Source organism: Amycolatopsis sp. NPDC047767 (assembly GCF_040704195.1).
Classification (GTDB): domain Bacteria; phylum Actinomycetota; class Actinomycetes; order Mycobacteriales; family Pseudonocardiaceae; genus Amycolatopsis.
This window is the reverse complement of sequence record NZ_JBEYSJ010000003.1, coordinates 45,566-69,089: the sequence shown is the minus strand read 5'-3', so window position 1 is coordinate 69,089 and position 23,524 is coordinate 45,566. Positions and strand designations below refer to the sequence as shown.

The following is a 23,524-nucleotide window of genomic DNA, read 5'->3' as shown; positions in this document are numbered from 1 at the left end:
GCTGAACCACCCGTTCGGCCGCTTTTCGTCTCGATCGGGCAACTTTGCCTGCGGGACAACGAGTTATGTGGACCCGCTGCTCGTCGACGGCTTGCTCGTCGTCACCACCTGTTGGGGCGGCATCGGGTCCGGTGGGCGCAGGAACGCGACCAGCAGCAGAGCCGCGACGGCCACCGCCAGGGCCGCGACCACGGCGATGCGCATCAGGCCGGCCGGCGGCGCAGGTGGAGGACCATGCCGGCGGATGCGGCGGCCGCGAGCAAAGCGCCCGACGCCACCAGGAACGGATCACCGAATGGGGATATCGACGTTTCCGGAATTGCGCCGGCCGGATTTTCCGGTTCCGCCTGTGCTGCGGCTGACCAGACCACGATAATCCCTGCGACCAGGGCGAACGTACCGAAGACACGGCGAAAGAGAGTCAACAGGAAAACCTTCCGAAGAGTCCGGCGAAGCGTTGTCGGGCATATCGCCGGGCCGACGGAACCGTTACGGATCAATTCCGCGCGATTTCCCGCGGCAACCTGATCGGGTGCATCCGGTGATTTTTCGCCACACCTTCACAGAGCCCACGCCACGCCACCGACGTGTCCTCCGGCACCAGCACCAGCGACAGACCGCGCGACGCCGTAACCTCGGGGTATGCCGATCCAGGTGCTGCTCGTCGACGACCACGAACTGGTCCGCCGCGGCCTGCGCGACCTGCTGGGCGACGAGGCGGACATCGAGGTGGTCGCCGAGGCCGGGGGCGTCGAGGAGGCGCTGGCTGTCGCGATGCACGTGGAGCCGGACGTCGCGGTGGTGGACGTCCGCCTCGGCGACGGCGACGGCATCACCCTGTGCCGCGAGCTGCGGTCCAAGCCCAACCCGCCGGCCTGCCTCATGCTGACCGCGTTCGACGACGAGGAGGCCATGGTCGGCGCGATCATGGCGGGCGCGTCGGGCTACCTGCTCAAGCAGGTGCGCGGCCAGGACGTGGTCAACGCCGTGCGCGAGGTCGCCGCCGGCCACTCCCTGCTCGACCCCGTCTCCACGGCCCGCGTGCTCGACAAACTGCGCCACCCGCCCACGGACGACCTCGCCGCCCTCACCGACCGCGAGCGCGACGTCCTGGAGCTCATCGGCCAGGGTATGTCCAACCGCGAAATCGCCGAACGCCTCTTCCTGGCCGAGAAAACGGTCAAGAACTACGTCACCTCGGTCCTCGCCAAGCTCGGCATGCAACGCCGCACCCAAGCCGCCGCCTGGATCGCCCGCCGCGGCAAGTGATGCCCGAAAACGCATACCCCCCCCCCGTCGTTTTGGCCCAAGGTCCCGGTCGATCCGGCGTATGACCGCTGGCTGACCACGGCGTTCGACCGCAAGGTGCTCGTGGTCGTCCGCACCCTGACCACGCTCACGCGCCTGCTCGACGTCGTCTCGATGTTCGGCGGCGACCGGCGGATCCAGCTCGTCTTCACCCACGACGAGCGCCGGCCGGGAATCCTCGCCGCCGGCGTGCCGGAAGCGCTGAGCCGTCTCGGGCCGCCCGTCATCGGCTGGGACCAGGCGAAGGCGACCCGGTTCGACCTCGCGATCGCGGCCAGCGAGAACGACGTGCTGGCGGAGCTCGACGCCCCGATTTTGCTGGTGCCCCACGGAATCGGCTACCAGAAGTACTACCCCGGCAGTCGCGTCACGTCCGGCCTCAACCCGGAAAAGCTGATCCACGACGGTGAAGTGGTGCCGGCGGCCATCGCGCTGTCGCACGAAAGCCAGCGCGCGCAGCTGACCCGGTCGTGCCCGCCCGCCGCCGAACGGGCCGCGGTCATCGGCGACCCCTGCCTCGACCGCATGCTGGTGAGCCGGCACCGCACTCCCCGCTACCGCAAGGCGCTCGACGCGGGCGGCCGCACGGTCGTGACGCTCGCGTCGACCTGGGGCAAGCACTCCCTGTTCGGCCGCCGTCCCGAGTTGCCCGTGGAACTGCTGGGATGTCTGCCGTTCGACGACTACCGCGTCGCGCTGACGCTGCACCCGGGCGTCTGGGCGGCGCACGGGCCGTGGCAAGTGCGGGCGTGGCTGCGGCCGGCCATCGCGGCGGGGCTTGCGCTCGTCCCGCCCGACCACGGCTGGCAGGCGGCCGTGCTCGCCGCGGATTGTGTGTTGTCGGACGAAGGATCCGCCGCGCTGTACGCGGCCGCCGTCGACAAACCGGTGCTGCTCACGACACCGGGATCACCGACGACAGTCGCGGATTCGCCACTCGCCGCCCTCGCGCGGAGCGTGCCGAAGCTCGTGACGGGGCTCGGCCTGCGCGATCAGATCGACGGCGCGATCACTCGCCATCGGCCCGGCTCGCACGCGCCGATCATCGAGGAAGCCGTCGAAGACTCCCGCGCGCCGCTGCTCGCCGGCCTGCTCTATTCACTGCTCGACCTGAACCCGCCCGACGACCCGGTTTTCCCGCCCGTCGCCGATCCCGAGCCGCTGACCTCGCCCGCTGCCGCGTTCGTGGCCGGCGTCGACGGATCGGGTGAACTCGTGCGGTTCCCGCTGGTCACGGAGAAGTCGCCGGACCTCGAGTACCGGCACGTGCTCGCCCACGCCGACAACGCCGAGCTGCGGGAACTCGACGCCGCCACTGTCGTCTACGCGGACGAGCCCGGACGACTCGCCGGCCTGCTCACCCACTGGCCGGCCGCTCAGCTGGCGGCCGCGCCGATCGACGGCGGCTGCGTCGTGCGCGACTCGACCGGCGCGACGCACGAGCTGACGGCTGATGCGGATCCCGTGCTGCTGGCCGCTTTCGCCTACGTGCAGCTGACGACGGGCCAGCCGTTCACCGGTCACCTCAACGGCGCCCCCGTATCCGCTCTTCGACAGCACTGAACTTGGCCGCGAACTCCGCCTGCCGCGGATGCCCGGCGGCGAAGTAGACCTGCCACGCCCGTCGCCACGCGTCGAGCGCGGCCGGCAGGTCGCCGCGAGCCTCGGCGAGGGTGGCGAACGCGGCGTCGAACTCGGCCGCGTATTGCGTCGCGCCCGAGGTGTTCGCGAGCTGCCACGCCTGGCCCAGGGTGTCGGCGGCGGCGTCGAAAGAGCCGAGTCCGGTCTCGGCCTTTGCCTTGACCAGCAGGATCCGCGAGCGGTTGCGGTCGTCGGCGGTGTGCTGCTCGGATTCGCCGAGCAGCGCGAAGACCTGGTCCCATCGCCCGAGCCCGACGAGGACGTTGGCGAGCATCCGGGTGTGGATGCCGAGACTTCGCGCGGCTTCCGGTCCCGCGGCGCGGTCGATGCGGATCGCTTCGTCCAGCAGCGTCACCGCCTCGGCCATCAGTCCCGGCGTTTGCTGCGGGTGCTGCCGGGCTTCTTCCTCGCGGAACCGGCCGCAGAACTCCAGCACCGACGACAGCAGGCCCGGCAGCGCCAGCTCGCGCGCCAATGTCAGCGCCTCGTCCAGAAACGGCTTAGCCGTCGTGAACTCGTGCATCAGCAGGTGGGTGCGGCCCTGCTGGCTCAGCACGCGCGTGAGCAACGGCCGGTCGCCGAGGCGGCGCGCGCCGCGGATTCCCCAGTTGTTGATGTCGGCGAAGAGCCGGTGGTACCCGCGGTTGAGCATGAGCACTTCGAGCGACCCGCAGATCTGGCCCAGCTCGACATCGCGCTCACGCAGGTAGGCCTCCCGGGCGAGAGCGCCATAAGTCTCGCGGGCGGCTTCGACCCAGTCGAGCGGCTTGAGGCCTTCGAAGTTCGCCCTCGACTCGGCACCGGGCCGCGGTGTGTACAGGCGGAGGCGATCCGTGCCGTTGTGGAGATCCGCGGCCACGGCTTGGTCGCAGTGGAACTCGAGCGCTCGTTCGACCGCCACCTCGGCCGAGCCGCGGCGGCGGGCACCTTCGCGGATCAGGTTGTACAGCCGTTGCCGCGAAGTGTCTGTGTGCGCGACGAAGCCGGCGTCGACCAGCTCGTCGAGGGCGTCATCCGGTGAGCGGCCGAAGACCGCGGCCGCGCCGGCCGCCGTGAAGTCAGGTCCGGGGTGCGCGGCGAGGAGGCGGCACAGCTCCGCCGCGTCGGGAGTCAGCTCCGCGAAGGACTCCTCGAAGGCCGCCGCGATCACGTCTTCGCCGCCGAGCTTGCCCGTGGCCCGGAAACCTTCCAGCACCGACGCGACGGCGCCGGGACCGCGCTGCATGCGCCGCGCGACGCGGACCGCGGCGAGCCGGACCGCGAAGGGCATGTGGTCGCACAGGTCCACGAGTTCTTGGGCCGCAATGGGTTCGGCCGCTACCACGTTCGGGTGGGAGAGGTGGCTCAGCAGGGCGAGCGCGTCCTGTGGAGCGAGCCGGCCGACCTCGATCGGCGGCGCCGGGAACTCCATGCGGAGATCGTCGCCGGCCTTGATCGCGGTCACGAGAACGACGCTGTGCGGCGACGGCGGGATGAGGCCGTGCAGGTCGGTGGCCGCTTCCGCGTTGTCGAGTGCCAGCAGGAAACGGTGGCGCGCGGTGACCGAGCGGTATTGCTCCCAGAGCTGTGGCGTTCCGGTGGCGGTCAGATCGTTGCCGACGTCGAGCGCTCGCACCACTCGCGCGGCCACCTCGGTGCGGCGCACCAGCGAACCGGACCGGTAGTCGGCGAGGTCGACGTAGATCTGTTTCGGGAGGTGCGGGCGCAGATCGGTGGCAAGACGGCTCAGCAGCGCCGTTTTGCCCGCGCCGCGCGGCCCGGTGACGAGGCGGGCACCGGGGCCGGCGACGAGCGCGCGTTCGGTTTCGCGGTCGACAAACGGTGCGGCCGACGCGGGAAAGTCGCTGCTGCTACCGGTTCCCTTCGACCGGGGCAGCAGTGATTCGATCTGGTCGGCGAACTCTCGGTCGGTCGCGAGCAGCTCGGCGATCGCCGTCACGGCGCGCGCCTTGTCGCCCAGGATCGCCACCACGTCGGTGGCGGTCCGGCGTTGTTCGAGTTTGTGTGACACCAGCTGTTTCACCCCGCCGAGCGCGGCCACAGCCATCGCTTTGACGACTTCCGCCGCCACGGCTTCCCACATGAAGCGACCCCCTCGTAACTGATCATGGCGACCCTAACAGCCATCTCCGACAGAACTGGTGACGTCGATTTTCGAGTGATCGGCCGGTACCGCCGCTCGGAAAGCGGCTAGGCCGTTAGGAGGTTTCTCGCGCGCGTGAGCTCACGGTCGGCCACGGGTGATTCGGCAAGGACCTTTCGGATTCACCCCATCGTGAGTCGAATGGGTGTTCGATTTCCCGGTAGACTCGCCAACAGGTGAAAGCGAGCCGCGACTCGCGGTGCTGGGGTGTTGGTCGATGTCGTACGGGAAGTCGCACGCTGCGCGTACACGCGTTGCGTGCCCGTCGGAGAGGAAGGAGCGGCTCACATGACGCGTGAAGGCTGAAGCCGGATCAGCGCGCTGTGGGTGATGGTCGCGAACGTGCGACTAGTCCAGAGGGAGATCGAAGGCGACGAGTGTGCCGAGGCTCGGTGAGGAGTTGATGAAGAACTTCCCGCCGGCGGCGTCGGCGCGTTCGGCGAGGTGACGCAGGCCCCGGGTGGCGACGCCTTGGGGTACACCGGATCCGTTGTCGCGCACGCGGAGTTTCACGCCGTCGCGGTCGCGGGTCAGGGACACGCGTGTCTCGCTCGCGCCGGAGTGGCGGACCACATTGGACAGTGCTTCGCGCAGTGCCGCGCGGATGTGGTCGGCGCGTTCGGCGGGGATGTCGGCGAACTCGCCGGAGAGCTCGAGGGTCGGCGGGTAGCCGAGGAGCTCGCCGGCGATGCGGACTTCGCCGCGGGCTGACTCGGCGAGGTCGGTCGGCGTGCCGGTGTCGTGGCGTGGTTCCGGCGAGCGCAGGGCTCGCACGGTGCCGCGGATTTCCTCGATGGTCTGGTCGAGCTGGTCGATGGCGTCGGACAACCGCGCGCCGTCGGCTTGGGCGAAGCGCTTGCGCATGTTGCGGCGCACGCGGTCGAGCTGCATGCCGGCGCCGTAGAGGCGCTGCACGATCACGTCGTGCAGTTCGCGGGCGATGCGTTCGCGCTCTTGGTAGAGCGTCACGCGGTGGCGGGCGTTGGCGCCCTCGGCGAGCGCGAGCACGACGCCCGCCTGCGCGGCGAACGCCACGAGCATCTCGACGGTCCCCGCGGAGAACGGCTCGCGGCCCTGCAGGCGGTAGACCGTGAGCGCGCCGAGGACCCGGCCGCCGGAGCCGAACGGCGCGGCGGCGAAGGGGCCGAAGCCGCGGAGCTCGTCGGGCACGAAGGGGGCGGTGCGCGGGTCGACGACGAAGTTGTCGCTGACCACCGGCTCGCCACCGCGCGCGACGCGGCCGGCAGCGGAGTGGGCGGGCAAGGTCAGGCCCTGCAGCGCGCGGTCGGCACCACTGAGGTCGACGGCGGCCTCGACCACGACGTGCCCGTCGTCGGCGCTGACCATGGCCAGCCCGAGGTCGGCGTCGGCCAGCTCGGCGGCGCGGATCACGACGGTGTCCAGCACGGCCTCCGGGTCGTCGCCGGACAACGCGGTGCTGGTGATCTCGGTGGCAGCGGACAACGCCCGCGCGGCAAGTGTCGGGTCCATGAGCAACACCGACCCTAGCGCGTGCTTGCGGCCCGGACCCGGAATCGTGACCGTCACCAATCACCCCTCGCGGCCGGTACCGCTTGCCGTTCGAGTACCTGGCCGCCGCGGACCTCCAGCACGACGTCGGCGTCGAGCTGCTCGTCGAGGCTGTGGGTGACGTGCACGACCGTGCGGCCGGCGAGCTCGGTACGCAGCGTGGCGCGCAGGGCCCGAGCGGTCCGTTCGTCGAGGTGCGCGGTGGGCTCGTCGAGCAGCACGAGGCCGGCCGTCGGCGCGGCCAGCAACGCCCGTGCCAGTGCGACGCGCTGGGCCTGACCACCGGAAAGCCCGCTGCCGGCGCTGTCGAGAACGGTCGCCGCGTCGAGCTCCGGCAGCTGCGCGAGGTCGAGCACCCGGCGGACGTCGTCGTCGGTCGCCCGGGGATCCGCGAGGCGCAGGTTCTCCGCCACGCTCGTCGACACCAGCATCGCCTCCTGCGGTGCCCACGCCACCCGCTCGGGCACCGCGACCTCCCCCGCGCGCGGCTCCAGGAACCCCAGCAACGCCGCCACCAGCGTCGACTTCCCCGCTCCGCTCGGGCCCACGACGGCGACGTAGGTTCCGGGCTCGATGTCGAGCGTGACGTCGGTGAGCACGGTTTCGCCGCCGGGCCAGCCGAGGTCGGCGCCCCGAAGCCGCACGGCGCTCGGTGCCGGTTCGGCCGGATCGTTGAGGTCCGCCCTCGGCGTCGACGTAGGCTCCGCGGCGTCGAGGTCACCCAGGCGAACCCGGGCCGCGCGCAGCGTGTCCCAGTGCATAGCCGCTGGTGGCAGCAACGAGAGAACCTCGGCAAGAGCCAACGGAACCAGCGCCAGCAACGGCGCCATGACCCCTGCCAACTGGCCGGACGCGACAGCCGGTGCAGCGAGAAGCGTGCTCCCCACGGCGGCGGCCCCGGTGGCCAGGACGATCAGGGCATCCGCCGCACCGGCACCGAACGCTTGACGACGGGTGGCGGCGGTCAGCTGAGCATCGGTCGCGAGCAGCGACCGACGACGCGACGCCGCAGTTCCGTAAGCAATCAACTCCGCCGCCGACGCGAAGAGCACGAGAACCCGCGCAGCGACGTCACGGCGCCCGGCGGCAAGGGCAGCCGTCGCGTGCCGCTCGGTCAGAAGGGCAAGCCGGGGCGCCGCGAGACTGACCACCACGGCGGCGGCAAGAAGCAGGCCGGCCGACGGAAGCACAACCGTCTGCACCGCAATCGCGCCCGCCGCAACAAGCCCGACGACAACCGGCGGCGAGACCACCCGCGGCAGCAGGTCGCGGACGGTGTCGACATCGGTGACCAGCCGACGCTGCCCCTCGCCGGCCGCAAACGCCCGCGCCGGACCGAGGCGGACCAGCGAATCCCACAGCCGAACCCGCAGCCGCCCAGCGATGCGGAACGCGGCGTCGTGCGTGACGAGACGTTCGGCGTAACGCAGCCCCGCACGCCCGAGCCCGAACGCGCGCACACCCACCACCGCGACGGTCAACGTCAGGATCGGCGGCTGCAACGACGCCTTCGCGATCAGCCACCCCGACGTCGCCGTCAGCGCAACGCCCGCCAACAACGCCACCGCACCCAGCACGGCTCCGGAAAACAGCCGCCGGTCAAGCAAAAACCGCCACGGCAATGCCCGCCCGGCCCCCACGGTGTCGGCAGAAGCATTGCCGGACAACGGCTTCTCGTCGGCCACCACCACCGCCGCCGACCGCTCGTGCGCCGCGATGACCGCCGCCGCCCCACCCGCCACGGCCCGCTCGACGGCACCCATCACCCGCCGGGCGTTGACCTCGTCGAGGTGGGCCGTCGGCTCGTCGAGCAACAGCAGCCACGCCCCCGCCCGCACCCTCACCAACGCCCGCGCGACCGCCACCCGCTGCCGCTGCCCCAGCGACAACTGCCCGACGGGCCGCTCCCCCAACCCCGACAACCCCAGCTCCGCCAGCACCTCCTCGACCACATCACCCTCGCCGGCATCGCCCCCGCCAACGGCGCCAGAGCCAACCGCGGCCGCTCCGAAACCACCCGCCACACGCAGCGCCGAGCCAACCGCCCCCGAGCCGACAACGCAGCCACCCGCCGGCGAATCCGCGACGACCGAGCCCGAGCCGAGCGCGGAGCCGTCGCCAGCCGAGCCGACGCCCTCGGCGTCCGACGAGACGCCCGCGGACGAGTCGGAGACGTCGAAAGCCAGGATCGGGCGAAGCACCGCGCCGACTGCTCCCGAGCCCAAAACGGAGTCACCCGCAGGCAGGTCGAAGACAGCCGAGTCGGGCCCGATCACGTCGGTCGCATCGACACCATCGGAGCCGGCCGAGGCCAGGTCGGAAACACCGGCCGCAGAGCCAGCCGCGTCCGAGCCACCAGCGCCGACTGCGGCCGACCCACTCTCGGGCGAGTCGGAATGAATCGAGTGAGGACCGACCACGTCGTCCACGTCGGCGCCTTCGGCGGCGACCGGCGCCGAGCCGAGAGCCGAGCCCGCGACGGAGCCGGCGGCAACCGTGCCCGTCACCTCCTCGCGGACGGTCCCGCCGCTGAACACCGGTGACTGCGGCACCCACGCCACGTCCGCGCGCCAGAGGTTGATGTCCACCGAGGCCAGGGGGACGTCGCCGAGGGTGATGGTGCCGTCGGGGGTGGGGAGGAAGCCGAGGAGGGCGGAGAGGGTGGTGGATTTGCCGCCGCCGCTGGGGGCGCGCAGCCAGGTCGTTTGGCCGCGGCGGGCGGAGAACGAGGCGCCGTCGGGGGCGAAGCCGCCGCGGCGGGCGATGCTTAGGTTGGACACAGTGAGTTGTCCACGGGGCGGGACGCGGGTGCCGAAGTGCGGGGCCGGTTCGGCGAGGACGTCGGTGACGCGGCGGACCGCCTCGACGCCGTCTTCGCTGGCGTGGAAGGCCGCGCCCACCGCGCGCAGCGGTTGGTAGCACTCGGGGACCAGGATCAGCACGCCGAGCCCGATGGCCAGGGGCAGCGAGCCCGACACCAGCCGCACGCCGATCACGACGGCGACCAGGGCCACGGACAAAGTGGCGACCAGTTCGAGCACGAAAGCCGAAGAGAACGCGACCCGCAAAGTCTTCAACGTCGCGCGGCGGTGGCGGTCCGAGACGCGCGCCACGGTGGTCCCCTGCGCGTCCGCGCGGCGGAACGCCGTGAGCACCGGTAGAGCGCGCACCAGTTCCAGCAACAACCCCGACATGCGGTGCACGGCGTCCGTCGCGCCGGCCACGCGGTCGGCCGTGAACTTGCCGACCAGCACCGCGAAAAGCGGCAGCAACGGCACCGTCACCAGCACGATCACCGCCGACGGCCAATCCATCCACAGGATCGCCGCGCCCGCCGCAAGGGGGACCACCGCGGCCGTCACCAGGGCGGGCAGGTATTCGCGGAAGTACGCGTCGAGCGCGTCCAAGCCGCGGGTGACCAGCTCCGTCAACGAGCCGTCGCCGCGGCGGGCCAGCCACTCCGGGCCGAGCCGCAGGCTGTGGGAGACGACGCGAGCGCGCAGGTCCCCCTGCGCCGTCGCAGCGGCGCGCGCGGAGACCACCCGCACCGCCCAGCCGGTGAGCGCCCGGCCCGCGACGAGCGCGAACAGAGCGGCCAGCTGGGCGTTGCGGCCCCCGATCCCAGTGGAGACGATGGAAGCCAGCACGTCGGCCAGAAGAAACGCCTGCACCACAAGGAAAACCGCGTTGACGAACGAGAGCGCCGCCACGAGGAGCAGCGCCCGGCGCGCGGCCGGCCCGAGAGCCGAGAGCGCGCCGAGCGGCCCCTTGCCCGGCCGCACCTGGTCCACTGTGGACCTCGGGGCGGAAAGGGTGGTGCGGCCGGGAAGCGTGATCACGGTGCGTGCACCGCCGGGATGTGCTGAACGCCGATGCGCTTGCGGAAAACCCAGTAGGTCCAACCTTGGTAGATGAGCACGGCCGGCGCACCGAACGCGGCGACCCAGGTGATCACCTTCAACGCGTAGGGGCTCGCGGCGGCCTGCGCGATCGTCAGCGAATTGGCCGGATCACCCGTCGACGGCAGCACGTTCGGGTACAGCGCCCCGAACATCGTCACCGCGGCGGCCGCGATCACCACGCCCAGCGCGGCGAACGCCTGCCCGTCGCGGTCCGCGCGCAGCCGCAGCCACGCGACGATTGCGGCAACCACGCTGACCACAAGCGCGACCAACGTCCACGCCTGCCCCGCGCGCACCTGCACGACGATGAGGAACGCGACCATCGGCAGCAACGCCACCGGCAGCAGCCGCAACGCCAGCACCCGCGCCCGCTCGCGCAGCGAGCCCGACGTCTTCAGCGCCAGGAACGCCGCCCCGTGCACCAGCGAGAACCCGACCACGGCGAGCGCGCCCAGCAGCGTGTCCCACCGCACCGCCTCGAACGGCGAGCCGACGCGGTTGCCGGCGGCGTCGAGCGGCAGGCCGAGCACGGTCGTCGCGAGCAGCAGCCCGACGCCCAGCGGCGGGATCCACGAGCCGACCATGATCGCGCGGTCCCACGTGCGCCGCCAGCGCTCGGAGTCGACCTTGCCGCGGTACTCGAACGCGACCCCGCGCCCGATCAGCGCCAGGAGCACGAGCAGCAACGGCAGGTAGGCGCCCGAGAACAGCGTCGCGTACCAGTCGGGGAACGCCGCGAACGTGGCGCCGGCCGCGACGATCAGCCACACCTCGTTGCCGTCCCACACCGGCCCGATGGTGTTGACCATGACGCGCCGCTCGGTGTTGTCGCGCCCGAGCACGGGCAGCAGCATCCCGACGCCGAAGTCGAAGCCCTCGAGGAACAGGTACCCGAGCCAGAACAGCGCGATGATCCCGAACCACACCAGCTGCAGTGTCGTCATGACTCATCCCCAAGATCGCCCTGAGTTATCCACAACCCATCGAGTTGTCCACAGATCAGCTGTGGGTAACTCTCGTGGGTGACCGGCCCACCACGCTGGGTCGAACCCACCGAAGAACCCGACGAAGCACCCACCGGAGGCTCAGTAAGCGAACGACAACGTGTCATCCGAACCCGCCTCCCCACCGTGCGCCGGCGGCGGCAGAACCCCTTCGATCCCACCCCGCACGTACTTGCGCATCAGGAACAGCTCCACCACGCCCAGCCCCAGGTAGAGCACCGTGAGCGAGATCAGCGACGTCCACACCTCACCGACCGTCAGCTGCGACACCGCCTGCGCCGTGAACATCCACATGCCCTCGACGCCCGTCGGGTTCGGCGCGACCACGAACGGCTGACGCCCCATCTCCGTGAAGATCCAGCCGGCGCTGTTGCCGATGAACGGCGTCGCGATGCCCGCGACCAGCAGCAACGGGAACCAGCGCCCGCCCGGGATCCGGCCGCGGCGCGTGAGCCACAGGGCCAGCAGGCCGATCCCCGCCCCGATCGCGCCGAAGCCGATCATGGCCCGGAATCCCCAGTAGGTCACCGGCAGGTTGGGCACGTAGTCGATCGGCTTGCCCGCCAGCGGCCCCAGGTCGGGGTCGTTCGGGTAGTTGGTGCCGTACTTCGCCTGGTACTGGCCGATCAGGTTTTCCACACCCGGCACCTCGGTGGAAAAGTCGTTGTGCGCGAGGAACGACAGCAGCGCCGGCACGGTGAACGTCTTCACGTCCTCGCAGTTGGCCCCCGCGACGTCGCCGATCGCCAGGATCGAGAAGCTCGCCGGCTTCTCCGTGTGGCACAACGCTTCCGCCGACGCCATCTTCATCGGCTGCTGCTGGAACATCAGCTTGCCCTGCGTGTCACCCGTGATGGCCAGCACCGCGAACGCGGCGATCCCGACCCAGGCACCGAGCCGCAGCGACGCGCGCCAGACGTCGCGGTGCACGCCGGCGTCCGAGTCCGAAGTCGAACGCCGCCGCCAAAGGTGCCAGCCCGCCACCCCGACGAGGAAGGCCGCCGCCACCGAGAACGACCCGGCCAGCGTGTGCGGGATGGCCGCCAGCGCCGTGTTGTTGGCCAGCACCGCGAAGATCGAGTTCATCGTCGGCTTGCCGTTCACGAACTCCACACCCACCGGGTGCTGCATCCACGAGTTCGCGGCCAGGATGAAGTAGGCCGAGGCCATCGTCGCCAGCGCGAACGCCCACGCGCACGCCAGGTGCACGCGTTTCGGCAGCCGGTCCCAGCCGAAGATCCACAGGCCGAGGAAGGTCGACTCCACGAAGAACGCGACGAGCCCCTCCATCGCCAGCGGCGCGCCGAACACGTCGCCGACGAAGCGGGAGTAGGCGCTCCAGGACATCCCGAACTGGAACTCCTGCACGATCCCGGTCACCACGCCCATGGCGAAGTTGACCAAGAGGAGCTTCCCCCAGAACTTGGTCATCTTGAAGTAGCGCTCGTTGCCCGTACGCACCCAGGCGGTCTGCATCCCCGCGACGAGCACCGAAAGTCCGATGGTCAGCGGGACCATCAAGAAGTGGTACACGGTGGTGATGCCGAACTGCCACCGCGCGAGCTCAAGGACATCCACGTACCCGAGCTAACTCCGCCGACGCGGCGCCAACCAGTTCAACACGTCCCGAAAAACGAGGGACCAACGTCCTGAACCCGGGAAACGCCCACGTCAGGCGTCCCGAGCCCATCCGTCCATTGTGTACCCGAAAGGGATCTACCGGGTCTGCTCCACCACCCACGACAGGTACCGCGGGCTCCCGCCGACGATCGGCGTCGCCACGATCTCGGGCAGGGCGTACGTGTGGCGCACGTTCAGGAACTCCTCCAGCGCACCCGCGCGGTCGGCCGCCGTCTTGCACTCCACGCGCCACTCGGAGTCGGTGCGCACCTTGCCCTCCCAGCGGTACACGCTCGTGATCGGCCCCACAATCTGGGCGCAGGCGGCGAGCCGCGCCTCGACGGCGCTCGTGGCGATGTTCCGAGCGGTCGCTTCTTGGTCGACAGTGGTGGACACAACCACGTGGTCAGCAGGCATGACCCGCACCGTACCGCATCCGCAAAACAGAATTCGGCGCACCGAAAACTATATTCAGGGGACCCGGCGAAAGCTATTCAACAAACCTCATGGGGCAATTCGCAAACCCGATCAACTTGCCGCGTTCTGAACACCTCCTTTATCGTTGAAGTGAAAGGGGTGTCCACCAGCTCATGTCTCCCGCACTCATCGCTCTCATCAGCGCGTTCGGCCTGGTCCTGGCAGTGGAACTGCCCGACAAGACCCTGGTCGCAACACTGGTGCTGACCACGCGTTTCCGCGCGTGGCCGGTATTCGCCGGGGTGTGCGTGGCATTCGCTATCCAGTGTGTTATAGCCGTCGCGTTCGGCAGCGTACTCACCCTTCTTCCGGAAACCGCGGTTTCCCTGGTCGTGGCCGCGATGTTCGGTATCGGCGCCTTCATGCTCCTGCGCGAAGGATTCAGCGAAGCCGACGAAGCGGCCGACGACGCCGCACGCCTCGGCGCGGCGCCGAAGTCCTTCCTGCGCTCCGCGCTGACGTCGTTCGGCGTGCTCTTCGCCGCCGAGTGGGGCGACGCGTCGCAGCTGGCGACGGCAGGGCTCGTCGCGCGGCTCGGCAACCCGTTCGCGGTCGGGCTCGGCGCGTTCGTGGCGCTGGTCTCCGTCGCGGGGCTCGCGGTGTTCATCGGCGCGAAGATCCGCAGCCGCATCCGGCCGAAGCTCATCCAGCGCACGGCGGGGTTCCTGTTCGCCGGATTCGCCGCGTTCGCGCTGGTCCAGCTCGCCTTCTGAGCGAGTTGACCACAGAGACTTCACAGGAACACCGGGTAGCCTCTTCGAATCCAGTGGATGAGGGCAAGGTGAACCCGCGATGACGCGGGAAGCCTTGCCCTTCGCCATGACCACCGAGGAGTGCCCCCATGCCGAAGGCCGCGCCCGCCGCCGTGTCCCCCGTGCACGGCCGGCTCGCGCTGGCCGGCATGGCGCTCGCGGTGGCCATCGCGGCTGACCTGCACCTGCGGCTGTCGGCGCAGGTCAGCCCGGTGTGGCAGACGCTCTCGGAGTACGTCTATGGCCACCTCGGCAGCCGCTCGGCCGCGCCCCTGTTCAGCGCGATGTGCCTGGCGCTGGCGCTCGGTTCGGTCGCGCTGCTGGCCGGGCTGGTGAAGGCCCGCCGCTCGCCCGCGGTCGTCGTGCTGCTCGGCGTGTGGTGCGCGGGCCTCACGATCTGCGCGACCGTCCCCGTCGACCCCGACGGCCAGGCCCGCACGTTCGACGGCCAGCTCCACAACGCCGCCGCCATCACCGCGTTCCTCGCCCTGCCGGCCGCCGCTTGGCTGCTCACACGCCGCGGCACGCCGAAGTGCCCGTGGGAACCGCGCCGTACCACCATCCGCGGCCTGGCCGTCGCGAGCCTGGCGAGCGTGCTGATTGTGCTCGGCGGGTTCGTCTTCGAGCTGATCACCGGCCCCGCGCAGCAGGAAGTGACGCTGGGGTTGTTCGAGCGGCTGCTGTTCTGCGTCGACCTGGCGCTGCTGCTCACCATGGTGCGACCGCTGCTGGCGGCCGCGCGCCGCTAGGCGTCCGGGCCCACCAGGATCGGCTCGACGCCGTGGCCGGTCAGCCACCACGACTCGTACTGCCGGTCCGGCCCCACGCGCAGCTCGGCGCCGCCGTCGAAGACCACCGTCAGCGTGCCCTGCTCGGGCACCGCCACCTCGGTGACGCGTTGCCCGAACAGCGCCAGCACCGGCGCCAGGGCCGCGCCGCTGCCGGGCTCCAGCTCGTGGCTCACGCCCTCGACGTCACGCAGCACGAACGACGTCTCGAGCACCAGCTCGGCGTCCACCCGCGGCTCGTCGGCCGGGTCCGGCTGGTCGACCAGCGCGAGGCGCACCTGGTAGTCGAACGACGTCCGGCGCACCTCGCAACCGACGAGCTCACTCGGAACGTTCACCTGGGCACCTCCGCGACGGCTCCTCGGCAAGCCGTCCCCTTTGTTCCACGAGACCATATTCCAGCACGCCACGCCGCACTACGCGTCGGTTCTGAGCACCTCGGTCAGCTTTCCGGCCGCCGCGATGACCTGGGGGCCGACCGCGGCCGCGTCCAACGGCTCCAGCGACACCACGCCGACGCTCGCCCGCAGCCCCGGCACCCCGCGCACCGGCGCGGCCACACCGGACGCACCGGCCTCCAGCTCGCCCGTGGACGCGACCCAGCCGTCGCCTCCGGGCCGCAGCGCCATCGCCCGGCCCGCCGCGCCCGCGCTCAGCGGATGACGGCTGCCCACGCGGTACGCGACGTGGTAGCTCGTCCACGACGGCTCCACCACCGCCACGGCCTGCGCCTGATCGCCCTGGGCCACGGTGAGGTGGGCCGTGGCGCCGACCTTCTCCGCCAGCTCCCGCAGCACCGGCCGCGCCGCTTCGCGCAGCTGCGGCAGCACCTGCCCGGCCAGCCGGAGCAGGCCGACGCCGAGGCGCACCTTCGTGCCGTCGCGCCAGATCAGGCCGCGCTCCGACAACGGCACCAGCAGCCGGTAGACGGCCGCGCGGCTCGCGCCGATCGTCACGGCCAGCTCGGAGATGGTCGCCGCCTCCTCGCCCGCGTCGGCCACCGCCTGCAGCAGCGCCAGGCCGCGGTCGAGGGTCAGCGACCCCTCCCTGCTCACAGCAGCTCGAGCTCACCCAGGTCGGCCACCGGCTCGGCGAACGACGCCGCCGCGTACGACGCGAAGAGCTCTCGCACGGCCTTCGCGGCCGGCTCCGACAACGCGCGGGCCTCGTCGGCCAGCGCCTTGCCGTCGGTGGACTCCAGCGCCTCGCGGACGTCGCCGCCCGAGAGGCAGCGGGCCGACGCGACGATCAGGTTCAGGAAACCGTGGTGCGTGAAGCCCGTCTCCGCATCGGTGTGGCGGACGGCGCGGTGCAGGCTGTTGGTGGCCTTGAACGACGCGCCGGGCGCGCCGCTGACCACCGACATGAAGTCGGCGACCTCGTCGACGCTGGGGAAGTTCTCCCCCGCCGGGCCGCCGCAGCGGATCTTCGGCCAGCTGCCGTGCTCGATCACCTTGCGCACGCCGTCGAGCCAGCCGACTCCGCGGCGCGGCTCGACCACGCGGATCACGTCCTCGGGCACGAACTCCGAGACGCGCTCCAGCCACACCTCGTCGACGTCCGACGGCGCCGGCATCTCGACCATCCGCAGCGACAGCAGCTCGCTGCGCGACTCGACGATCGAGATGGCCTTGGGCACGCCGCCGAGCCCGGTGTCGATGATCAGTGACAGCGGCAGCGGCTCCTTCGGCTTGATCTTGATCAACTCGGTGATCAGCTCCGGCAGCCGCGAGGCCTGGCAGAGAAAAACACCCAGTACACCGGCGTGTTCACCCGCCCGCGACTCGTAGTGCGCTCGCAGCGCTTCGGGCATGGCCGCGTCCGCGGGCGGAAAGAGCGCCGAGTCGTCGACGAGCCGCGCGAACAGGGGAGGAATTCCACGGGGGCCGGGGGGCGTGAGTTCCACAGCGCTTGACACGAATGACACGCTAGTAGCGTACGACAACAGGACAAAATCGTTCGTTCTGCGGACACCTCCGGAGGAGTCAGCCATGCCCTTCTACCGGCGAGTAGGCGAGGTCCCCCACAAGCGGCACACCGCCTTCCGCAAGCCCGACGGCGGCCTCTACGCCGAGGAGCTGATGGGCGTCGAGGGCTTCTCCGCCGACTCGGCGCTGCTGTACCACCGCGGCCTGCCGACGGCGATCGTCGACGCCGTGGCCGTGCCCGACGACCGCGGCGCCCTCGTGCCCAATCACCCGCTGAAGCCGCGGCACTTCAAGACGCCGGAGCTGAAGTTCGGCGCCTCCGCCGACGCCGTGACCGACCGGCGCCGCCTGTTCGGCAACGCCGACGTGACCATCGGCTTCGTCGTCGCCACCGCTCCTTCGCCCCTGTACCGCAACGCGGCGGGCGACGAGCTGTTCTACGTCCAGGGCGGTTCGGCTGTCTTCGAGACGATCTACGGCACACTGGAGGCCTCGGACGGCGACTACGTGGTGATCCCGACGTCGTGCACCTACCGCGTGGTGCCGCAGGGCGAGGTGCGCCTGTACGTGCTGGAGGCGCGCGGGCACATCGGCCCGCCGAAGCGGTACCTGTCGGCGAAGGGGCAGTTCCTGGAGCACTCGCCGTACTGCGAGCGTGACCTCCGGGGACCGGTCGAGCCGCTGCTGGTGGACGGTTCCGATGTCGACGTGCTCGTGCGCCACCGCGCCGGCCTGACCCGCTACACCTACGCGACCCACCCGTTCGACGTCGTCGGCTGGGACGGCTGCCTGTACCCGTGGGCGTTCAACATCGACGACTTCGAGCCCATCACCGGCCGCGTTCACCAGCCACCGCCCGTGCACCAGACGTTCGAGGGGCCGAACTTCGTCGTGTGCTCGTTCTGCCCCCGCAAGGTCGACTACCACGAGGACTCGATCCCCGTGCCGTACAACCACGCGAACGTCGACTCCGACGAGCTCATGTTCTACGTCCGCGGCAACTACGAAGCCCGCCGCGGCTCGGGCATCGCCATCGGCTCCCTGTCCCTGCACCCGTCGGGCTTCACCCACGGCCCCCAGCCGGGCGCCGCGGAGGCGTCCATCGGCGCGGAGTTCTTCGACGAGACAGCGGTGATGGTGGACACCTTCGCGCCCCTGGAACTCGGGGAGGCGGCTTCGGCATCGGAGGATCCGGGCTACGCGTGGTCGTGGTCGGGGAGGGGTCCGACGGGATCCTGAAACCGGACGGTGCCGATCCAGGCGTGGCCGGGCAGGCCGACTCGTGAGCCGCTGATCCAGAGCTTCCTGGAGGCAGCGATGTCGAGGGCCGCGGCGAGGGAAACTCCGCGGAGCCGGAAGGCGGCCGTGGTGCCGTCCGGCCGGACAGCACGGCTCTCGACGGTCAGCCGGTCGTGGGTGACCGCGATCGCCGGTTCGGCCACGAGCTCCAGCTCGGTCCACTCCGCGGCTCGGGAGGGCCGTAGGCACAGGACCACGGCGAGTGCGGTCGACAGGACCGTGAGCGCCCCCAGAACGACCGTCAACGGGGAGAACAACCGGTCTCTCTGCTGAAAAATCAGCCACGCCGCCACGTAGAGCGCCGAGAGGAGCGCCACCGCAGCGACTTCGCCCCACTCCCGGCGCTTGCGCAGCGCTCGGAGGGGCTCGGCGTCAGGTGTCGTCGTGGGCTGCGCCGGAGCCACTTCGCGGCTACCGCCGGGCGACTCGTCGCGAATCCGCGCCGGGACGAGGCCGGCTTCGGCGGCCAGCACCGCGGCGCGGTCGCCGTCACGGAGCAGCCACAGCCGTCGGCGCCGTGCGAGCACCTCCGCCGCGTACCGCGAGGCTCTGAACCGCACCCAGCGCCCGTCGGCCAGCTGCGCACCGATCACCCGTCCGGCCACGACGGCGCGGACTTCGGCCTGTTCGAAGGCCTTGCCCAGCAACGGCTTCACCCGCTGCTGTCGAACCATGGTCAGCCCGCGCACCACCGCGCTCCCGACGAAGACGTAGCCGAGCAGCACCGCCTCGGCGACCGTCATCGTCGCGCCGGCCACGAACCCCGCCGCGACCATCACGAGCACGATGGCCAACACCAGCTGTCGCCCTTCCACTCGCCTGGCGGCTTTGGTCAGGTCTCCGAACAACGGCAACCGCTCGGCGGGGAGGGTGGGATCGGGCTCCCAGAAGTGCATCCGTGCTCCTCAGGCTTCGTCGAGGCGCTGAACGTGGATCCGGCGGCCGCCGATCTGAGCCCGGACGAGTTTGCCGCTGAACCAGAGCTGTCCCGCCGACGCGAACTCGAGAGCGAGGAAGAGGTCGGCACCGGGGACGACGAACGAGACACGCGTGCCGTCAGCAAGCACGCCGCGACCCTCGACCCGCAGCAGGCGCAGCTGCCGCTGCCGCATCCGCACGGAGGAGATGGCCGGGCCTGGGTCGACGGCGAACTCGGACCACCGTCGGGAGCCACCCCCGGCGATCGCGCCGATGACGTACTGCAGCGTCAGTACCGCCGTGACCACCGGGCCGATCGTCAGCACGATGGCGAAGAAGGAGCGGTCGTCCTGCGGATAACCCAGCCGCGCCCAGACCAGGAGTGCCGTCGTCACCCCGAACACCACCATCCTGTGCCGGATCAGGCGGAGGTTCCCCGACTTCCGGGCGGCTTCCCAGGCGTCGGCGGGCGGTGGGGGCGGCTGGGCGCCGTTGCGGAGCGGTTCGGTGCGGATCCGGGCCTTGAGCAGTCCGGCGCCAGGCAACAGGACCCGCGCCCGGTCGCCGTGCCGCAGCACCCAGAGCCGCCGTTGCGCGATCAGCGGGGGCTGCGTGGTCCTGGAGGTGATCGTGAGCCAGTGGCCGTCCGGCAGGCGCACGGCGACCCGGCGGCGGCTCACCTCGATCCCGCCGGGGTCGACGTCCACCAGCACGAAGGCCTCCGCGAGCAGTGGTTTGAGCTGCCAGTGGGCGAGAACCGACCGCGCGTGCAGCAGCAGGTAGCCACCGAGCAGGTACGCCAACAGCACGACGTCCGCGACGGAGAGGTGGTAGTCGACCACGACGACCGCGACGACGAACGCCACCAGGACGACGGCGGCGATCGAGCGACCGGTCGCGTGGCGCGGTGACGCGGCAAAGATCTTGTCGAACAACGGCAGCTGCCCGGCCGGGACGGTCGGATCGGGCTCCCACGTGGGCATCGTCGTCACTCCGCTCGGTGGCGTTCGTGGCTCACTGGCCGGCCGGCTGGGCGGCGGGTTCCGCCGGCGCCCGGTCCGGGGCCGGTCGGAACCGCGCCACGCCGATCACGGGATAGCCGGGCACGCCGATGGTCACGACGCCGAGCCGAGCGGCACCGAGCGTCCACAGGCGATCGGAGGCGGCGACGTCAAGCGCGAGGGAGGCGAAGACCTTCGACGTGCGGAAGCCGGCCACGCTGCCGTCGGGAAGCCGGACATGCCCCTTCAGCACCGCGCGGAAGCTGCCGCTGAACGTGATCTGCCGGTCCAGCACGGGCAATTCGGTCCACGAGCTCTCCGAGCGCGGCCTGAGCAGCTTCCACAGAGTGACGACGCCGACCAGCGTGTGCAAGGCGGTCAGCAAACCCAGGACGGCGATCACGGCGGCGGTCGCCGCGGCGAAGTCCACGTCGACCGTCCGGGCGACCACGTCCGCCTTGAGGCCCACCACGGCCCACATCGCCAAGCCGACGGAGATCACGTTCAGCAGGACCACGATCAGCATCGTCGGGACCTTGGCGCGACGGTCCGTGTTGAGCACCCGGTCCTCGCTCGGTGGGACCACGTCACGCGGTATCACCGGCACCTGCTTTGCGCCTCTCACCGGCGCGGCGGCCAGCCGGCCCTTCCAGACCAGCACGATCCCGGGCACCACCACGGAAACGCGGTCGCCGCACCTGAGCAGCCACAACCGACGCTGCCCGGCGAGCTGGAGGCGGACGCCGGCGGGCAGCCTGGTGTTCAGCCAGCGGCCGTCGGGCAACCGCACACCGACGCGGCCGCGCCGTGCGACCAGACCGTCGGGATCCACCAGCACCAGCTCGAACATGGCGGCGGGGCCCGGCTTCGTCCCGATCCCCGAGACGACGGCCGGCACCCAGCTGAGCAGGATCCGGCAGCCGAGGAAGGCGACGAAGATCGACGCAGGTGCGTTGGCGCCGGCGAAGAGCAGGGCAAGGCCGGCCGCCGTGATCACGGACCCGATCGCCACCTGGATCGCCGCGGTGCGGCGGGCCTTCGCGTAGACGACGCCGAATGGCGGTAGTGCAGCAGCCGGCACCCCCGGTTGCGGTTCCCAGACGGGGATTGTGTTCGTTTTGTCGGTCATGTTCTCCCCAGGTGGCGGTATGGATCACCGGCTATTCGCCACTCGTGCGGGGTGCGTTACGGATCGGGTCTTCCTTTCTTGGCCAGACTCAGGTTAGGCTCACCTAAGTAGGAGGTGACCCGTGACCGAGGCCCCGACATCCGTCCGACGCCCGCCCGCGCCGAACCCCGCCGAGCGGGCCAAGACGATCGCGACGCGCAACGGACCGGCGACGATCATGCCGACCGTCGAGCGCGCCGATTGCGAGGCCGAGCGCGTGGTGCCCGTGCTGCACCACGTGCACCACAGCGGCAGCGTCAGCATCCTTCTGCCCGACGAGCACCCGATGGTGCGCACGTCGCGGCAGACTCAGCGCGGCGAGCTCGCCGTCATGGTCGAGCTCGCCGACCACGCCCCGGTGGAGCTGCGGGAACCCATCCGCGGCCTGCTGTGGATAACCGGGTGGCTCCGGCCGCTCTCGGCGGTCTCGGCGCGCGCCCGCGCCGTGTCCATCGCCGAGCAGCGGCCGGACGAGCGGCTCCTGGACGTCGGCCACGGCCTGACGCTCCTGCGCCTCACCCCCGCGTCCCTCGTCCTGGCCGACGCGGAGGGCACCCACTCGCTGCGTCCGCACATGTTCAGCGCGGCGCCGCCGGACCCGTTCCACAGCTACGAGGCCGAGTGGCTGCGGCACCTGGAGAGTGACCACTCCGACGTCGTCGAGCAGCTCGCGCAGCACCTGCCGCCGGGCCTGCAGCACGGGCGCATCCGCCCGCTCGGCCTCGACCGCTACGGCCTGCGCCTGCGCGTCGAATCCGACACCGGCGACCACGACGTGCGGCTGGCGTTCTCCCAGTCGATTGACAGCCCGCCCAAGCTGGCCGCCGAGCTTCGCCGGCTGGTCGGCTGCCCGTTCCTTCGCCGGCAGCACCGGTCCGACTGACGCGCTTTCCCGGCTGGGGATGGTTCGTCGGCCATCCACGGGCGGGGGCATGTCGAGTGATCCACCTGTGGACAACTCGCGGCCATCCCCATGGGGACAGCCCGGCACCTGTCCCCATGGGGATGAGTTGTCCCTGGGGACAACGCGGGCACCTTTGCTAGGTCCGACCTAGCTGGCCATTCACAGCATGCCGAGCTGACCGGCTAAAGGTGGTCGGACCCAATCAGCCGCGCATTGAGCGCCGCCCGGCACAGACAGGCCCGACCGAAGTCCGCGCCAGGTCCGAGCCGGCCCAAGCCGGCCCAAGCCAGGTCCGAGCCGGTCCGAGTCAGGTACGACCGAGACACCGGGACCGGGGGTGTGACCCGCCGAACCTCGTTGGGTTCAACCCAACTGCACGGCGAAGCACACTCAGTGCAGGCCACCGCTAGGAAGTTAGGTCCGACCCAACAAACCGTTGCCCAGGCTCAGCGCCGGCCGGCGCGGTCGTTAGACCAAACCCAACGACTCAGGCCCGGGCACAGCGTCGAGCGCTCGAAGTTGGGTCGCGCCCACCGAACCATCCACAGCCCCCACAGATCCCAGCCGTCGAGCGCTCTGAGCCGGCCCCGTACACGACAAAGGCCGGCCCCACCTCAGTGGAGCCGGCCCGTTCGACAGAGGGGCAGACGCTCAGTCGTCCGCCAGTTCCGGCGGGAAACCGCCGGTGGCGATGGGGCCCCAGCGGTCGATGGTGATGCGGATGAGGCTCTTGCCCTGCTTGCGCATGGCTTCGCGGTACTCGTCCCAGTCGGGGTGTTCGCCGGAGATGCTGCGGAAGTAGTCGACGAGCGGTTCGACGGAGTCGGGCAGGTCGATGACCTCGGCGGTGCCGTCGACCTGGACCCAGGGGCCGTTCCACTCGTCGGACAGGACACAAACCGAAACCGCGGAAGAGCGCCGCAGGTTGGCGACCTTCGCCCGCTTCGGGTAGGTCGCGATCACGATCCGGCCCTCCGCGTCGACGCCGCACGTGTTGGGCGAAAGCTGGGGCCGCCCGTCGGCGCGGGTGGTGACCAGGATCGCGTGGTGGCGGGGCTTGAGGAACTCGACCAGCGCGTCGCGGTCGACCTTCGTGTTGGTGGCGATAGTCCGAGGCATACCCCGAAGGTAGCGTGCGCTC

Annotated in this window: 21 protein-coding genes; 6 read left to right on the top strand and 15 right to left on the bottom strand. The window is 70.8% G+C overall.

All coding sequences use genetic code 11. The features are described from left to right. Positions 1–63: 63 nt before the first annotated feature. Positions 64–204, bottom strand: a complete 141-nt coding sequence (locus tag AB0878_RS06425) for a hypothetical protein (RefSeq protein ID WP_366577110.1) — start codon at positions 202–204, stop codon at positions 64–66. After that, positions 204–425 carry a hypothetical protein gene (locus tag AB0878_RS06420; RefSeq protein WP_366577108.1) on the bottom strand — a complete coding sequence of 74 codons (222 nt, stop codon included), beginning with the start codon at positions 423–425 and terminating at the stop codon, positions 204–206. The genes AB0878_RS06425 and AB0878_RS06420 overlap by 1 nt, the downstream gene beginning before the upstream one ends. A gap of 217 nt (positions 426–642) precedes the next feature. Between AB0878_RS06420 and AB0878_RS06415 the strand changes: the two genes are divergently transcribed. Together AB0878_RS06415 and AB0878_RS06410 are read left to right on the top strand one after the other, a co-directional pair. After that, on the top strand, positions 643–1,269 hold the full coding sequence (locus AB0878_RS06415; RefSeq protein WP_285971182.1) for a response regulator transcription factor: 627 nt from the start codon (positions 643–645) through the stop codon (positions 1,267–1,269). Between the two features lie 102 nt (positions 1,270–1,371). Beyond that, positions 1,372–2,871, top strand: coding sequence for a hypothetical protein (locus tag AB0878_RS06410; RefSeq protein ID WP_366577106.1), 1,500 nt, complete (start codon positions 1,372–1,374; stop codon positions 2,869–2,871). Here the strand turns inward: AB0878_RS06410 and AB0878_RS06405 are convergent. The 6 genes from AB0878_RS06405 to cutA form a co-directional block, all read right to left on the bottom strand. After that, positions 2,834–5,032, bottom strand: a complete 2,199-nt coding sequence (locus AB0878_RS06405) for a hypothetical protein (RefSeq protein ID WP_366577104.1) — start codon at positions 5,030–5,032, stop codon at positions 2,834–2,836. The two genes, AB0878_RS06410 and AB0878_RS06405, sit on opposite strands and share 38 nt — an antisense overlap. A gap of 408 nt (positions 5,033–5,440) precedes the next feature. Then, complete coding sequence (locus AB0878_RS06400) at positions 5,441–6,583, bottom strand: GAF domain-containing protein (RefSeq protein WP_366577102.1); 1,143 nt, start codon at positions 6,581–6,583, stop codon at positions 5,441–5,443. A 53-nt stretch (positions 6,584–6,636) separates the two neighbouring features. Beyond that, on the bottom strand, positions 6,637–10,413 hold the full coding sequence (cydC, locus tag AB0878_RS06395) for a thiol reductant ABC exporter subunit CydC (protein ID WP_366577887.1): 3,777 nt from the start codon (positions 10,411–10,413) through the stop codon (positions 6,637–6,639). Positions 10,414–10,457: 44 nt separating this feature from the next. After that, positions 10,458–11,468 (bottom strand): cytochrome d ubiquinol oxidase subunit II, encoded by a 1,011-nt coding sequence (gene cydB, locus AB0878_RS06390; RefSeq protein ID WP_366577100.1) that lies wholly within the window; start codon positions 11,466–11,468, stop codon positions 10,458–10,460. Positions 11,469–11,609: 141 nt separating this feature from the next. Further along, positions 11,610–13,106 (bottom strand): cytochrome ubiquinol oxidase subunit I, encoded by a 1,497-nt coding sequence (locus tag AB0878_RS06385; protein WP_366577098.1) that lies wholly within the window; start codon positions 13,104–13,106, stop codon positions 11,610–11,612. 138 nt (positions 13,107–13,244) lie between these two features. Continuing rightward, the gene (gene cutA, locus AB0878_RS06380; protein WP_366577097.1) at positions 13,245–13,565 is read right to left on the bottom strand and encodes a divalent-cation tolerance protein CutA; all 321 of its coding nucleotides are present in this window, start codon (positions 13,563–13,565) and stop codon (positions 13,245–13,247) included. A 173-nt stretch (positions 13,566–13,738) separates the two neighbouring features. Here cutA and AB0878_RS06375 point away from each other — a divergent pair, with 173 nt between their 5' ends. After that, a complete protein-coding gene (locus tag AB0878_RS06375; RefSeq protein ID WP_366577095.1) occupies positions 13,739–14,338 on the top strand; it encodes a TMEM165/GDT1 family protein in 600 nt (199 codons plus the stop codon). 128 nt (positions 14,339–14,466) lie between these two features. After that, the gene (locus AB0878_RS06370; protein ID WP_366577093.1) at positions 14,467–15,126 is read left to right on the top strand and encodes a DUF998 domain-containing protein; all 660 of its coding nucleotides are present in this window, start codon (positions 14,467–14,469) and stop codon (positions 15,124–15,126) included. On the opposite strand, the gene AB0878_RS06365 is transcribed toward AB0878_RS06370, so the two are convergent. From AB0878_RS06365 to AB0878_RS06355, 3 genes are all read right to left on the bottom strand, one after another. Continuing rightward, positions 15,123–15,503 carry a DUF6188 family protein gene (locus tag AB0878_RS06365; RefSeq protein WP_366577091.1) on the bottom strand — a complete coding sequence of 127 codons (381 nt, stop codon included), beginning with the start codon at positions 15,501–15,503 and terminating at the stop codon, positions 15,123–15,125. The two genes, AB0878_RS06370 and AB0878_RS06365, sit on opposite strands and share 4 nt — an antisense overlap. Positions 15,504–15,581: 78 nt before the next feature. Further along, positions 15,582–16,220 carry a helix-turn-helix domain-containing protein gene (locus AB0878_RS06360; RefSeq protein WP_366577090.1) on the bottom strand — a complete coding sequence of 213 codons (639 nt, stop codon included), beginning with the start codon at positions 16,218–16,220 and terminating at the stop codon, positions 15,582–15,584. Then, the gene (locus tag AB0878_RS06355; RefSeq protein WP_366577885.1) at positions 16,217–17,071 is read right to left on the bottom strand and encodes a hypothetical protein; all 855 of its coding nucleotides are present in this window, start codon (positions 17,069–17,071) and stop codon (positions 16,217–16,219) included. The genes AB0878_RS06360 and AB0878_RS06355 overlap by 4 nt, the downstream gene beginning before the upstream one ends. A gap of 85 nt (positions 17,072–17,156) precedes the next feature. On the opposite strand from AB0878_RS06355, the gene AB0878_RS06350 reads away from it, so the two are divergent. Continuing rightward, positions 17,157–18,332 carry a homogentisate 1,2-dioxygenase gene (locus tag AB0878_RS06350; protein ID WP_366577089.1) on the top strand — a complete coding sequence of 392 codons (1,176 nt, stop codon included), beginning with the start codon at positions 17,157–17,159 and terminating at the stop codon, positions 18,330–18,332. Here AB0878_RS06350 and AB0878_RS06345 read toward each other — a convergent pair. The 3 genes from AB0878_RS06345 to AB0878_RS06335 are packed head-to-tail and all read right to left on the bottom strand — an operon-like array spanning position 18,290 to position 21,440. Next, complete coding sequence (locus AB0878_RS06345) at positions 18,290–19,288, bottom strand: hypothetical protein (RefSeq protein WP_366577088.1); 999 nt, start codon at positions 19,286–19,288, stop codon at positions 18,290–18,292. The two genes, AB0878_RS06350 and AB0878_RS06345, sit on opposite strands and share 43 nt — an antisense overlap. A gap of 9 nt (positions 19,289–19,297) precedes the next feature. Then, on the bottom strand, positions 19,298–20,293 hold the full coding sequence (locus AB0878_RS06340; protein WP_366577086.1) for a hypothetical protein: 996 nt from the start codon (positions 20,291–20,293) through the stop codon (positions 19,298–19,300). Positions 20,294–20,324: 31 nt separating this feature from the next. Next, entirely contained in the window at positions 20,325–21,440 is a 1,116-nt protein-coding gene (locus AB0878_RS06335; protein WP_366577084.1) for a hypothetical protein, read from the bottom strand. A gap of 121 nt (positions 21,441–21,561) precedes the next feature. Between AB0878_RS06335 and AB0878_RS06330 the strand changes: the two genes are divergently transcribed. Continuing rightward, positions 21,562–22,362 (top strand): DUF2470 domain-containing protein, encoded by an 801-nt coding sequence (locus AB0878_RS06330; protein ID WP_366577083.1) that lies wholly within the window; start codon positions 21,562–21,564, stop codon positions 22,360–22,362. 672 nt (positions 22,363–23,034) lie between these two features. Here AB0878_RS06330 and AB0878_RS06325 read toward each other — a convergent pair. Beyond that, positions 23,035–23,502: a PPOX class F420-dependent oxidoreductase gene (locus AB0878_RS06325; RefSeq protein ID WP_366577081.1), complete on the bottom strand. Its 468-nt coding sequence runs from the start codon at positions 23,500–23,502 to the stop codon at positions 23,035–23,037. Positions 23,503–23,524: the final 22 nt, after the last annotated feature.